Source organism: Stenotrophomonas indicatrix, assembly GCA_041545745.1.
Lineage (GTDB): Bacteria > Pseudomonadota > Gammaproteobacteria > Xanthomonadales > Xanthomonadaceae > Stenotrophomonas > Stenotrophomonas indicatrix_A.
Genome location: CP168152.1, coordinates 1,618,392 through 1,630,306 on the forward strand (window position 1 = coordinate 1,618,392; position 11,915 = coordinate 1,630,306).

Consider the following 11,915-nt stretch of genomic DNA (forward strand, 5'->3'; position numbering starts at 1 on the left):
TAATATACGCGGCCTGCACCGACGCAATCGCGGCGCTGCAGAAGCAACAAACGGGCGGTTAGCTCAGCGGTAGAGCACTACCTTGACATGGTAGGGGTCACAGGTTCGAACCCTGTACCGCCCACCACGAAGTCCCCCAGGGGGCTGTCGTGAGGATCAAAAGCCCGGCCCTGGCGCCGGGTTTTTACGTAGAAGCACCAGCCTGCGGGCTGTACGGAATTTTTGGGCGGTTAGCTCAGCGGTAGAGCACTACCTTGACATGGTAGGGGTCACAGGTTCGAACCCTGTACCGCCCACCACCGGTTCCCGGCATCGCCGAAGCAGCGGTGGACACGATGAAAGCCGGCCCTGGGCCGGTTTTTTTGTGCCTGCGATTCGCGCTCGTCTGCGCCTGGCCGGTTGCTGTCATCATCAACCGCGTTGCTCGACACTGGCGCTGCGCTGCAGCTGCCAATGACCTTCCACGCGCTGCCACAGCTGCATGAAGCCCCGGGAGTGCGCTTGCCCGCGCTGTCCCGCAGGCGCTTCAGTGTGCCCCCGATCATGGGCCACCTGCAGCACGCGATCCGCACTCAGGCGCAGGATCTGTACGCTCTGGCGCTCCGTCTGCCCGTGCGTGGCTGGCTCGCTGGCGGCACGCTGGGCATCGGCCTGCAGGATCTGCAATCGCAGCGAATCGCTTCCGGTGTCGGCGTCGCGGTTGCATAGACCGGCCATCAACAGCAGCAAGGCAAGCATCGGCATGGCACGGTGCTCCGGAGAAGGGAGTCCAGCGTTGCACCGTGGCCTGCGGTGTGAAACCGGTATGCGACGAAGGCTGGAAAAGCGCGTGCCAACGAGAGCCAGCAAGGATGAATCCGGGCTGGGTCGGGGCAGCTGCAGGACACGATCATGAAAAGGGCCGGGCCGCCTGTGAAGGCAGTCCGGCCCATTTGCCCGGAAGTGACCCCGTTTGGCCGGGAAGCCTGGGCTCAGGTCACGACATGGCTGGAACCTTCAAGCAGGCTCAGAGCGGATCGCAGCACAGGCGCGGGCCGGACCAGTGCCCTGAACCGCCATACGGGCAACCCGGGGTGAACTCGCAGCCCGGTGCGAACCCGGCCTTGGCCGGAGTGGCGAAGGCCTGCGCGGCACCGAATGACATCGCGGCAACCACGACGATGCCGGCAATGGACGAGAACAGCTTCTTCTTTCCGATCATCTGTATCTCCTTTGCAGAGTGTCGAGGTGGATCACATCGGATCGCAGCAGACCAGCAGGCCGTGGGAGCCAGCATTGCCGTACGGGCAGCTGGGATGCTCCTTGCAACCCGGTGCAAAGCCGGTCTTCACCGGTGTGGCGAAGGCCTGTGCGGCACCGAATGACATTGCAGCAACGATGACGATACCGGCGACGGACGAGAACAGCGCTTTCTTCCCGATCATGTGTATCTCCTTCAGTTGGTGTGGCTTCCCGGATTCATTGCCTTGGCGACGGCCTGTACCGTCTCTGTGTCGAGCTGGCCGACATGCTTGTAGGCGACGCTGCCATCTGCGGCGAGCACCATCAGCATCGGTGTCAGCGTTGCGCGGTAACGCTTGGAGACTTCGCCCTGATCGTCGACGGCGATCGGAAACGCCAGCGCGTGTTTGCCGGCGTAGTCGGCGAGCTGGTCATACGGTGGCAGGCCGACGCCGACCAGTTCGGCGCTGCCACGTGCAGCCGCGATCTGCTGCAGCTGTGGCACTGAGGCCAGGCAGTAGCGGCAGGCGGTAGAGAAGAAGTAGAGGATCTGCGGCACGGCGCGGTGGCCACCGATATCGACATGGGTCTGCTGCGTCGTCCGCAGCGTTAACAGTTCAGGTCGGGTGCCGGTTGCAAGACCATGTGCATCCAGCTGGGTCTGCTGCAGCTGCGCCGCCATCTGTTCGTTGACCTGCCGCAACTGGCGGTTCTGCCAGGAGAGCATGATGACCAGTGCGGCCAGCAGCAGGGCGACTACGGGAAACAGTGCACGCTTGAGCATCGATCATCCTTGAACGCCGCGTTGCATCGACCATACCGGAAACAGCAACAGGAATGTCAAGCTTTTCTATCATAGGTGACGCAGTTCCCAAACCTCAGGACGCCACCATGAGTGACCATGCTCCCGTTTCCCGGCCTGACCCGATCATCGAACTGCTGTTCGGCGGCAACATGCTGGAAGGCACCTTCAAGGCCGTGATCTGGGTCGCACTGCTGTCTGCGGTGCTGGCCTGGACGACCTTCCGCTGACGGGACGCTCAGGCCGCAGTGAAGGCCTGGCGCAGGCTGCGCAGCGTTGCCTGCCGATACTCGGCCGCACACGGCTCGCCCATCTCCAGTTCCTGCAGGCGCAGGCCGACCAAGGTCATCGACAGGGCATAGCCGCGCGCGGCATCGGCAGCGCGCGACAGGCCAAGCGCACGTCGGGTCAGTGCATCGACATGATCCATGTCCGGCAACAGGCCCAGGTAGGCGCGCTCGGCGCTGTCCAGATCCGGTGCGCGCAGGATCGCGTTGGCATCGGCGGTGGGGGTGACGGCGGCCATGCGGGATCCTTGTTGTCCGTGGGGCGGATGCAGGTTCGGTCAGAATGCGCGCATCAGCGAGATGAAAGCGGAGGTCTGGCTGCTGCGCCGTGCCATCGGGCTGTCCTCGACGGCATCACCGAACCACTGGTTGGCGACAACGCCGGTCGCGCGCCATTTCGTACCCAGCGGCGTGCTGACCGCGATCTGCAGGCTCGGCGAGGTGGCACTGCCGGGCTTGTAGGCTGCCAGCCCGGAGCGCAGTGCTTCCTCGTCGCTGATGCCGTAGTAGTAGTCGAGCAGGCGGGCGCTGGAATGCACCACGCCCACGCGCGGCACCCAGGTGAAACGGCCGGCCTGGATCGGATAGCTGTAATGCAGGCTGGATTCAACGCCGCCGCCGTGCCCGCTCACTTCGCGCTTCACGCTGGCCGCCACCGCACCCCAGTCCGCACTGTAGTCGGCATTGATGCCGACCATCGCCGACATCTGCCGGCTGTGCAGGCGGCGCAGCTGCGGATCGTTCACGTCGTCGGTCTTGAAGCGCAACGTGTAGGGCGTCGCTACCGCCGACAGGCGCAGGCCATCGGCCTTGTAGAGGTTCATGCCGAGCGAGCCAGGGCTGGCGAAGAAGCGCTTGCCCTGCCAGGACAGCGCCGGCAGCACCAGCGGCTTGTCGTCATAGTGTGCGTAGGCGCCAGTGGTCGCGCCGAAGGTGATGCCGGCCTGCACCCCCGGAGCCTGTTCCTGCGCGTTTGCCAGCAGCGGCGTGGAGAGAGCGACGGTGCACAGCAGGGGGCGCAGCAGGGCGGGGGACAGTGAGGTCATCGATGTAGTGCGTTGCAGGGATGGCGATGCATGCTGCGCGCGCAACATTGTCGGAACATTGCGCAGGCGCAATCTGCTGGCATCGCCGCCACCTGCACGCCGAAGGCACTATGATCGGCACCGTTTCCGGTTGCCGAGCCCCCGATGCGCATTCTCCTGGTCGAAGATGACCCCGATCTCTCGCGAGCCCTGCAGTCCGGGCTTGAGCGCCAGGGTGTGGTCGCCGACGTGGTCGGCAGCTTGGCCGAGGCTGCGCTCGCCCTGCGTGAGCCGGTGCATCAGCTGATGCTGCTCGATCGGCAACTGCCCGATGGTGATGGCGTGGGCTTCGTGGCGATTGCCCGTGCGCTGCGGCCGAACCTGGCGGTGATCATGCTCACTGCCAAGGGTGGGCTGTCGGACAAGGTGGAGGGGCTGGATGTCGGTGCCGATGACTATCTGGTCAAGCCGGTGGCGATCGAAGAGCTGATGGCGCGCATCCGCGCCGTCTCGCGTCGACCGTCGGCGATGGTGACCCCCCGGTTGCGGCTGGGCCGGCTGGAGTTTGATTTCGAATCGCTGCAGGCGCAGGTGGATGGCCAGCCGGTCGCACTGCCGCGTCGGCAGGTGCTGGTGCTGCAGGCGCTGGCGATGCGGCAGGGGCGCACGGTCACCCGCAGTGCGCTGGAAGCGGCGGTGTACGGGTTCGATGATGAGATCCAGTCCAATGCACTCGACGCGCATATTTCCAAGCTGCGCAAGGCGCTGCAGCAGGCCGGGGCAGGCGTGGAGATCCACGTGATCCGCGGCGTCGGTTACCTGCTGGCGGAGGCCTGAGATGGCACGACCGATCCGTTCGATCACCCTGGGGCTGGCGTGGCGGCTGTTCCTGGCGCAGGCCTTCACGGTGTTGTTTGCCGTTGTCGCGCTGATCCTGACCTGGGGCGACAAGGACACCTGGGGCATGGACATGTTCATGGCCGAGAGCGCGGCCAACGCCGTGCACAGCGAAGGCGGCCGGCTGGTGCTGGACGAAGCACGCTGGCAGAAGCTCGACGCGCGTGCCGGCGGCAACCTGTGGTTCGCCGCAGTGGATGATCGCGGTGCATGGCTGCAGCGCGGCACGCTGCCTGCCATCCACGCGCCGCTGCTGGCCCGCCTGCCGACACTGGGTGCCACCGAGCTGGGTTCGCTGGTACCGCCTTACCTGGACGTGGCCCGGGTGATGATCCGCAACGAAGACGGCCGCCGCATCACGGTGATGGTGGGCGGGGCGCCGAAGGGCGGCCTGCTGGATGGCGCATTGATGGTGCTGCGGTTGATCGGCCTGTGGTTCTTCCTGCCGTTGATCGTGGTCACGCTGCTGGTGATGCCGACGGTGATCCATCGCGCCATGCGTGGCGTGCGCCGGTCCGCGCAGCAGGCCAAGGAGCTGGATATCGGCCAGCCTGGTGCGCGCCTGGACGCGCAGCTGGTGTCGACCGAGGTGGCGCCTCTGGTCGAAGCGTTCAACGATGCGATCGACAAGGTGCAGCAGGGCTACGCAGCGCGCGATAAATTCCTCGCCGATGCCGCGCATGAACTGCGGGTGCCGATTGCGGTGGTACAGGCGCGCCTGTCGCAGTTGCCGCAGGGGGAGCTGAAATCGCAGCTGCTGACCGATGTCGCTCGTCTCGGCAATGTCGCCGAGCATCTGCTCGACCTGCAGCGCCTGGACAGGAACATCGCCGCGTTGCAGCGGCTGGACCTGGCGCATGTCGTGCGCGAAGCGGCCGCCGACCTCGCGCCGCTGGTCGTTGGCGCCGGCTATGGCTTCGAAGTGGATGCGCCGGAAACGCCGGTATGGATCCATGGCGATGGCCTGGCCCTGGGCCGGGTGATCGCCAACCTGGTGCACAACGCCATCGTCCACGGCGGTGGGCGCGGCACCATCTGCGTGCGTCTGGACCGGCAGGGCCTGCTGGAAGTCAGCGACCAGGGCGCCGGTGTGCCGGTCGGTGACCGCGAGGCGATCTTCGAGCCGTTCCATCGGCTGCGCGCTGCTGGCAGTGGTAGCGGCCTGGGTCTGCACCTGGTCAAGGAAATCGTGCAGCACCACGGCGGCACGGTGAGCGTAGGCGAGGCCGTTGGAGGCGGCGCCAGTTTCCGGGTCAACTTCCACCGCGGCAGCGTGCGTCGTTAGTCAGGCGCTGACAAAGCCGCAGGGAGTTGCCTGATGGTTGCGTGAGGCCCTGCCTCGGCACGCTGTGTCGATGGCTGCCGATCGGATCTTGTCGCCATTGCTCGGCCCCGCGTGCGCAGCCGCGCTGGTCACCGGTGCCTTGGCCTGCGTGCTGTTGCCGGTGTTGCCGCCGCTGTGGCTGTCTGTTCTGGCGGCCAACGTGGCGGCGCTGGGCTGGGTGCTGCGCTGGCGAGGACGCGCGGTGGCTGCGCTGCTGTTCGGCCTGGCCTGGACGTGCTGCCATGGGTATTGGGCGCTGCAGGCGCAGCTGCCGGCCGGTGCTGCTGCGCAGGATGTGCTGGTCCAGGGTCAGGTTGTCGACCTGCCGAAGGAAGCGCCTGGATACACCCGGTTCGAGTTCCGGGTCGATGCGTCCGATGCGATGCCGATGCTGCGTGGCAAGCGGCTGCAGGTGCTCTGGCACGCGCCACGGGGTGGGGCGACCAACGCTGGGGTTGATCAGAGACATCGCCTGCACGCCGGCGCGGACTGGCAGTTGTCGCTGCGCGTGCGACCGCCACGCTCACGCATCAACCCGGGTGGCTTCGATGGCGAGCGGCATGCGCTGCTGCGTGGGCTGGCAGCGAGTGGCAACGTGCGTGATGCCCGCACTACGCGGCAGCTGCGTCCCGCACATGGTCTGCCCGCCTGGCGCGAGCGCACCAGTGCGGCCATCGCCAGGCAGATCGCACATCCCTCGGCGCGGTTCATCCAGGCGCTGGCGCTGGGCGATACGCGTGGCCTGTCCGATATCGACTGGGCGCAGCTGCGCGCGCTGGGCCTGACCCACCTGATCGCCATTTCCGGCTTCCATGTGGGTCTGGTGGCGGGCTTCGCCGCATTGCTGTGTTCTGTTCTCTGGCGATCCTGGCCGGGGCTTGCCGGGTTCTGGCCACGACCGCAGGCGGCGGCCTGTGCGGCAGCGGTGGCAGCGGCCGGCTATGCCGTTGTTGCGGGCAGCGAGCTGCCGACCGTGCGCACCGCGTTGATGATCGCGGTGGTGGCCCTGGCACGCGTCGTCCGCCGCCCGGTGACGGTGGCACAGGGCTTGGCGCTTGCCGCGCTGGCGATGCTGTTGCCGGCCCCGCTGTCGGTGCTGTCTGCAGGCTTCTGGCTCAGTTTCGGCGGTGTCCTGTGGTTGTTGTGGTGCCTGCCACAGGGACGGCCGAAGGGGTTCGCCGCAATGCTGCGCGGCGCTCTCGCAGGACAGGGGGTGGCCAGCGTCGCTCTGCTGCCGCTGGCAGTGGCGCTGTTTGGCGGCACCGCACGGCTGGGGCCGCTGGTGAACCTGCCGGTCATTCCGCTGTGGAGCCTGCTGGTAGTGCCTTTGGCTCTGCTGGGAACCGCTCTGGAGGCCCTGCGCAGCGGAGCAGGGCAGTGGCCTTGGCGCGCGGCAGCCTGGGTGTTCGATGCCAGTTGGCAGCTGATGCAGCCGTTGGCCGAGCACCCGCAGGCGATGTGGTGGCTGGCGCAGGGGCCCGCCTGGGCGTTGCCGGCGGCGCTGCTGGGGGTGTTCTGGTGGCTGTTGCCACGCGGGGCGGGGGCGGTGCTTGCCGGGTCATTGCTGTGCCTGCCGTTGCTGTGGCCGGCACGCTCGGCGCCGCAGCAAGGGGAGTTGGAACTGGTGGTGCACGATGTCGGCCAGGGCACGGCGGTACTGCTGCGGACCGCCCACCACGCACTCTGGTACGACGTCGGCCCTCCAGCAGGCAGCGAGGGCGAGGAGCGGATGCTGCTGCCGACGGTGCGGGCGTTGGGGCAGGTGCCACCGACGCGGGTGATGATCAGTCACGACCATCTGGACCACAGCGGCAACCTGGCAGCGCTGCGCCGGCAACTGCCGGGACTGGACGTCCTGGCGCCACGGGGCAGTGCGATTGCCACTGCCGGCACCTGCCAAGCGGGGCTGCGCTGGCAATGGGACGGGGTCGATTTCCAGGTGCTGCATCCGCCTGCGGCTTTCCCGGCCGCCGGCATGAAGGGCGCCGACAACGAAGCCAGTTGCGTGCTGCGGGTTGCCGGCGCACACGGTGTGGTGTTGTTGCCCGGCGACATTGGCCGGCAGGGCGAGCAGGCGCTGCAGCAGGGCGCTGCCGATGCGCTGCGTGCGGACGTAGTGCTGGTGCCCCATCACGGCAGCGGAGGCAGCTCTACTGGGGGCTGGGTCAAGGCGGTGGCGCCGCAGCTGGCGCTGGTCTCGGCCGGGCACCAGAACCGTTTTGGCCACCCGAAGCGTGACGTGGTGCAGCGCTGGCAGGCGGCCGGCGCCGAAGTGCTGTCCACCGCCGAGTCCGGGGCGATCCGCGTATGGCTTGGTGCACAAGGCCTGCAGCTGCGTGAACAGCGTATCCACGCAGCCCGGTGGTGGGATGCCGCTGGGCGGGCACGGTCGGCTGCTATCCTATCGCCGATCGAACAAGCGGCCGTTGGGCCGGAGGGTTGAAACGTGTGGGAACTGGTCAAGGCCGGTGGCTGGCCGATGGTGCCGCTGCTGCTGTTGGGCGTACTGGCTTTGGCGATCGTCCTGGAGCGTTTCTGGTCCCTGCGGCGTAACGAGGTGCTGCCGCCTGGCCTGGGCCAGGAAGTGCGCAACTGGGCTGCGCGCGGCAAGCTCGACCCGGCGCACCTGCAGACCCTGCGGGCCAATTCGCCGTTGGGCGCCCTGCTGGCCGCCGCACTGGAAGCGCGCAACCGCCCGCGCGACCAGATCCGCGAGCGCATCGAAGACACCGGTCGCCACCTGGTGCACCGCATGGAGCGCTTCCTCAACGCGCTGGGCACCATCGCCTCGGCCGGCCCGTTGCTGGGCCTGCTCGGCACCGTGGTCGGCATGATCCAGATGTTCCTGGGCATCCTCGACCACGGCGTGGGGGATGTGAACCAGCTTGCCGGCGGTATCGGCAAGGCGCTGGTGTGCACCGCCACCGGCATGATCGTGGCGATCCCGGCGCTGATGTTCCACCGCTTCTTCAAGGGCCGCATCCACGGCTACGTGGTGGAGATGGAGCAGGAAGCCAGTGCACTGCTGGATACGCTGGACGGTCGCCCGGGGGTGATGGCCCCGGCTCCTGCCGCGCGCGCATCCTCCGCCGCCACGGCAAAGGCCTGATCGTGCGTATCGGCAACGACCGGTCCCAGGATGAACCGCATATCGATCTGGTGCCGCTGATCGACGTCATCCTGGTGCTGATCATCTTCTTCGTGGTCACCACCACCTTCGATGCGCGGTCGACCCTGCAGGTGCAGCTGCCGACCGCCAGCCAGCAGCAGACCAACGAGCCACCGCGCTCGCTGAGCGTGCTGATCAACGCGGACGGTCGCTACTTCGTCAACGATCAGGAAGTGCTGCGCAGCGACGTCGAGTCGGTCAAGCAGACGATCGCCGCTGTCGCCGGCAGCGACCGTGAACAGACCGTGCTGCTGCGTGCCGACGCGCGCACTCCCTACCAGGCCGTGGTCACCGCGCAGGATGCGCTGGGCCAGCTCGGCTTCCGTCGTATCGCCATTGCAACAGCGCCAGAGGTGCGTCCATGAGTTCCCATCACGCGCCAGTGTGGCCGATCTACAAACGTCTGCTGGGCTATACCCGCACCTACTGGGTCTTCATGATCGGCGCGGTCATCGCGATGGTGGTCGAAGCCCTGGCCGGCTATCACTTCACCAAGCTGATGGAGCCGCTGGTCAACCGGGGCTTTGTCAACCCTGAGCCGCGCATGGCGGTGATCCTGCCGCTGACCATCCTCGGCCTGTTCCTGATGCGCAGCGTGGCGACCTGGGTCAGCGACTACACGCTGGCCAAGACCGGCCGCAGCGTGGTCCGCGACCTGCGCGAACAGGTGCTGCAGAAGTACCTGCACCTGCCGTCCTCGCACTTCGACGCCGAGGCGACGCCGGTGATGGTCAGCCGCCTGAACTTCGATACCGAACAGGTTACCCAGGCCAGTGCCGACGCGCTCAAGACCGTGGTCGCCGATACCCTGACCATCATCGCCATGCTGGCGGTGATGCTGCAGATGAGCGTCAAGGTGACCCTGGCGATGCTGGTGGTGGTGCCGCTGATCGGCGTGATCGTCTCCTACGTGGGCAAGCGCTACCGGCGCATCAGCCGCGGCATCCAGGACGGCATGGGCACCATGGCGCAGACCGCCGAGCAATCGCTGGCCGCGCAGCAGGAAGTGAAGGTGCACGGCACCCAGCAGCATGAAATCTCGCGTTACTCGCGCTTGGCCAACCGCATGCTGGCGCTGAACATGAAGGTGGAAGTAACCCGTGCGGCCGCCTCCAGCGTGGTCCAGTTCCTGGCGGCGCTGGCGCTGGCGGTGATCGTGTGGGTGTCCACCCGCGAGGCGCTGGCCGGCAAGCTCAATGCGGGCCAGTTCATGGGCCTGATGACCTCGATGATGGCGATCATTCCGTCGCTGCGCCGGCTGACCAGCGTGCAGACCTCGATCTCGCGCGGCGTGGCCGCTGCCGAGCGCCTGTTCAGCATCATCGACATGCCGGTTGAGCGCGACGACGGCACGCACGCCGTGCAGCGCGTACGCGGCGAACTGGCCTTCGAGCACGTCATGCTGCGTTACCGTGAAGACAGCGGCATCGCCCTGGACGACATCAGTTTCGTTGCCAGGCCCGGCACGGTCACCGCCATCGTCGGTCGTTCCGGCAGCGGCAAGACCAGCCTGATCCGGCTGGTGCCGCGCTTCTACGAGCCCAACGGCGGGCGCATCCTGCTCGACGGCGTCGCCCTGGATGATTACCCCTTGGCCGATCTGCGCAGGCAGGTGGCCATCGTCGGCCAGAAGGTCATGCTGTTCGATGACACCATCGCGGCCAACATCGCCTATGGCATGGATGCAACCGACGAACAGATCCGTGCCGCCGCCGAGGCGGCCAATGCCTGGGAGTTCATTGCACGCATGCCGCAGCAGCTGCAGACGCCGGTGGGCGAGAATGGCGCGCTGCTGTCCGGCGGCCAGCGCCAGCGCCTGGCGATCGCCCGCGCGATCCTGCGCGATGCGCCGATCCTGATCCTGGACGAGGCCACCGCGGCGCTGGACAACGAATCCGAGCGTCTGGTGCAGGATGCGCTGCAGCGCTTGATGCCCGAGCGCACCACGCTGGTGATCGCGCACCGCCTGTCGACCATCGAGCATGCCGACCAGGTGCTGGTGATGGACCATGGTCGCATCGTTGAACGTGGCACCCACCAGGAACTGCTGTCGATGGGCGGCCTGTACCAGCACCTGCACAACATGCAGTTCCGCGAAAGGCAGGACTGATGGCGGGCAAAGGTACCCAGACCCCGCCGTACTGGTATGACGGCAGCCCGGTTCCGTGGCCGATGCGATTGCTGGCACCGCTGTACGCGGGCGTCACCGCGCTGCGCCGGCGCCTGTACCGGCGTGGCTGGCGCAAGCGCCATGCGCTGGCGGTGCCGGTCATCGTGGTCGGCAACATCACCGCCGGCGGCACCGGCAAGACGCCGCTGACCATCGCCCTGGTCGAGCGCCTGCGGGCCGCGGGTTGGAAGCCCGGCGTGGCCAGTCGCGGCTATGGCCGCGAAGAAGCGGACAAGGCGCGTTGGGTGGAAGCCGATACGCCGACCGCCCTCGGTGGCGACGAGCCAGTGCTGATTGCCTGGAAAACCGGCGTACCGGTGCGCGTGGACAGTGATCGCGTGGCCGCGGGCAAGGCGTTGATCGCCGCCGGCTGCGACGTGATCGTCTGCGATGACGGCCTGCAGCACTACCGGCTGGCGCGGGACATCGAGATCGAGGTGGTCGATGCCCAGCGCCGCTATGGCAATGGCCGGATGATCCCGGCCGGCCCGCTCCGCGAGCCGGTCAGCCGCGCCGCCGAATGCGATTTCCGGGTGGTCAACCTGGGCCAGGCGGATGAAGCGACGGCTGCCCAGGCCTGCGGCTTCGGCCAATGGCCGATGGCCCTGCACATCGACAGTGCACAACCACTGGCCGGTGGACGGGCGCGTCCGCTCTCGTACTTCGCGGGTCAACGCGTGCATGCCGTGGCCGGCATCGCCCATCCACAACGCTTCTTCGACATGCTGCGCGCGCGTGCGATCGGCGTGGTGCCGCACGCCTTCGCTGACCATCACGCCTACCAGCCGCAGGATCTGTCCTTTGGCAGCCAGTTGCCGGTGCTGATGACCGAAAAGGATGCTGTGAAGTGCCGCGCGTTCGGCAATGACTGGCATTACGCCGTGCCGTTGCGTGCCGAGATGCCCGCTGCTTTCTGGATCGCGTTGACCGATCGCCTGGACAAGCTGCGACCGAACTGAGGGGCCGTGCGGCGCTTGCAAATGCACGCCGCCGGCCGCATTCCTGCTATATCGCGCCTGC

The 11,915-nt window shown here is 67.2% G+C and carries 14 protein-coding genes and 2 tRNA genes; 10 read left to right on the forward strand and 6 right to left on the reverse strand.

The genetic code is table 11. The annotated features are described in order from the left end of the window. Positions 1-52 precede the first annotated feature (52 nt). Both ACEF39_RS07430 and ACEF39_RS07435 read left to right on the forward strand, forming a co-directional pair. Positions 53-127, forward strand: a tRNA-Val gene (locus ACEF39_RS07430). Positions 128-224: 97 nt separating this feature from the next. After that, positions 225-299 (forward strand) — tRNA-Val (locus ACEF39_RS07435). A gap of 112 nt (positions 300-411) precedes the next feature. On the opposite strand, the gene ACEF39_RS07440 is transcribed toward ACEF39_RS07435, so the two are convergent. The 4 genes from ACEF39_RS07440 to ACEF39_RS07455 all read right to left on the reverse strand — a co-directional run bounded on the left by ACEF39_RS07440 (position 412) and on the right by ACEF39_RS07455 (position 2,005). Further along, entirely contained in the window at positions 412-744 is a 333-nt protein-coding gene (locus tag ACEF39_RS07440; RefSeq protein ID WP_500287489.1) for a hypothetical protein, read from the reverse strand. Positions 745-1,006: 262 nt separating this feature from the next. Beyond that, positions 1,007-1,201: a hypothetical protein gene (locus ACEF39_RS07445; protein WP_099820043.1), complete on the reverse strand. Its 195-nt coding sequence runs from the start codon at positions 1,199-1,201 to the stop codon at positions 1,007-1,009. Positions 1,202-1,232: 31 nt separating this feature from the next. Further along, positions 1,233-1,424 (reverse strand): hypothetical protein, encoded by a 192-nt coding sequence (locus ACEF39_RS07450; protein ID WP_500287490.1) that lies wholly within the window; start codon positions 1,422-1,424, stop codon positions 1,233-1,235. An 11-nt stretch (positions 1,425-1,435) separates the two neighbouring features. After that, complete coding sequence (locus tag ACEF39_RS07455) at positions 1,436-2,005, reverse strand: TlpA family protein disulfide reductase (protein WP_500287491.1); 570 nt, start codon at positions 2,003-2,005, stop codon at positions 1,436-1,438. A gap of 107 nt (positions 2,006-2,112) precedes the next feature. On the opposite strand from ACEF39_RS07455, the gene ACEF39_RS07460 reads away from it, so the two are divergent. Next, positions 2,113-2,253 carry a hypothetical protein gene (locus tag ACEF39_RS07460; RefSeq protein ID WP_170929494.1) on the forward strand — a complete coding sequence of 47 codons (141 nt, stop codon included), beginning with the start codon at positions 2,113-2,115 and terminating at the stop codon, positions 2,251-2,253. 8 nt (positions 2,254-2,261) lie between these two features. On the opposite strand, the gene ACEF39_RS07465 is transcribed toward ACEF39_RS07460, so the two are convergent. Further along, positions 2,262-2,549, reverse strand: coding sequence for a hypothetical protein (locus tag ACEF39_RS07465; protein ID WP_025875229.1), 288 nt, complete (start codon positions 2,547-2,549; stop codon positions 2,262-2,264). A 39-nt stretch (positions 2,550-2,588) separates the two neighbouring features. Next, positions 2,589-3,356 carry a MipA/OmpV family protein gene (locus tag ACEF39_RS07470; RefSeq protein WP_500287492.1) on the reverse strand — a complete coding sequence of 256 codons (768 nt, stop codon included), beginning with the start codon at positions 3,354-3,356 and terminating at the stop codon, positions 2,589-2,591. 144 nt (positions 3,357-3,500) lie between these two features. On the opposite strand from ACEF39_RS07470, the gene ACEF39_RS07475 reads away from it, so the two are divergent. From ACEF39_RS07475 to lpxK, 7 genes are all read left to right on the forward strand, one after another. Continuing rightward, a complete protein-coding gene (locus ACEF39_RS07475; RefSeq protein WP_108264756.1) occupies positions 3,501-4,172 on the forward strand; it encodes a response regulator transcription factor in 672 nt (223 codons plus the stop codon). A 1-nt stretch (position 4,173) separates the two neighbouring features. After that, entirely contained in the window at positions 4,174-5,517 is a 1,344-nt protein-coding gene (locus ACEF39_RS07480) for a sensor histidine kinase (RefSeq protein WP_089240065.1), read from the forward strand. Between the two features lie 70 nt (positions 5,518-5,587). Next, positions 5,588-7,999 (forward strand): DNA internalization-related competence protein ComEC/Rec2, encoded by a 2,412-nt coding sequence (locus ACEF39_RS07485; protein WP_500287493.1) that lies wholly within the window; start codon positions 5,588-5,590, stop codon positions 7,997-7,999. Positions 8,000-8,002: 3 nt separating this feature from the next. Further along, complete coding sequence (locus tag ACEF39_RS07490) at positions 8,003-8,665, forward strand: MotA/TolQ/ExbB proton channel family protein (protein WP_500287494.1); 663 nt, start codon at positions 8,003-8,005, stop codon at positions 8,663-8,665. A 2-nt stretch (positions 8,666-8,667) separates the two neighbouring features. Continuing rightward, entirely contained in the window at positions 8,668-9,090 is a 423-nt protein-coding gene (locus ACEF39_RS07495; RefSeq protein ID WP_025875217.1) for an ExbD/TolR family protein, read from the forward strand. After that, positions 9,087-10,835, forward strand: a complete 1,749-nt coding sequence (gene msbA / locus ACEF39_RS07500) for a lipid A export permease/ATP-binding protein MsbA (protein WP_500287495.1) — start codon at positions 9,087-9,089, stop codon at positions 10,833-10,835. The genes ACEF39_RS07495 and msbA overlap by 4 nt, the downstream gene beginning before the upstream one ends. Beyond that, the gene (gene lpxK / locus ACEF39_RS07505; RefSeq protein ID WP_500287496.1) at positions 10,835-11,854 is read left to right on the forward strand and encodes a tetraacyldisaccharide 4'-kinase; all 1,020 of its coding nucleotides are present in this window, start codon (positions 10,835-10,837) and stop codon (positions 11,852-11,854) included. Before msbA ends, lpxK begins: the two co-directional genes overlap by 1 nt. The last annotated feature ends 61 nt before the right edge of the window (positions 11,855-11,915 follow it).

Bases quoted from the DNA above. Each gene is read 5' to 3' on its own strand.
- ACEF39_RS07440 (WP_500287489.1), bottom strand. From the start codon at position 744: ATGCCGATGCTTGCCTTGCTGCTGTTGATGGCCGGTCTATGCAACCGC.
- ACEF39_RS07445 (WP_099820043.1), bottom strand. From the start codon at position 1,201: ATGATCGGAAAGAAGAAGCTGTTCTCGTCCATTGCCGGCATCGTCGTG.
- ACEF39_RS07450 (WP_500287490.1), bottom strand. From the start codon at position 1,424: ATGATCGGGAAGAAAGCGCTGTTCTCGTCCGTCGCCGGTATCGTCATC.
- ACEF39_RS07455 (WP_500287491.1), bottom strand. From the start codon at position 2,005: ATGCTCAAGCGTGCACTGTTTCCCGTAGTCGCCCTGCTGCTGGCCGCA.
- ACEF39_RS07460 (WP_170929494.1), top strand. From the start codon at position 2,113: ATGAGTGACCATGCTCCCGTTTCCCGGCCTGACCCGATCATCGAACTG.
- ACEF39_RS07465 (WP_025875229.1), bottom strand. From the start codon at position 2,549: ATGGCCGCCGTCACCCCCACCGCCGATGCCAACGCGATCCTGCGCGCA.
- ACEF39_RS07470 (WP_500287492.1), bottom strand. From the start codon at position 3,356: ATGACCTCACTGTCCCCCGCCCTGCTGCGCCCCCTGCTGTGCACCGTC.
- ACEF39_RS07475 (WP_108264756.1), top strand. From the start codon at position 3,501: ATGCGCATTCTCCTGGTCGAAGATGACCCCGATCTCTCGCGAGCCCTG.
- ACEF39_RS07480 (WP_089240065.1), top strand. From the start codon at position 4,174: ATGGCACGACCGATCCGTTCGATCACCCTGGGGCTGGCGTGGCGGCTG.
- ACEF39_RS07485 (WP_500287493.1), top strand. From the start codon at position 5,588: ATGGCTGCCGATCGGATCTTGTCGCCATTGCTCGGCCCCGCGTGCGCA.
- msbA (WP_500287495.1), top strand. From the start codon at position 9,087: ATGAGTTCCCATCACGCGCCAGTGTGGCCGATCTACAAACGTCTGCTG.
- lpxK (WP_500287496.1), top strand. From the start codon at position 10,835: ATGGCGGGCAAAGGTACCCAGACCCCGCCGTACTGGTATGACGGCAGC.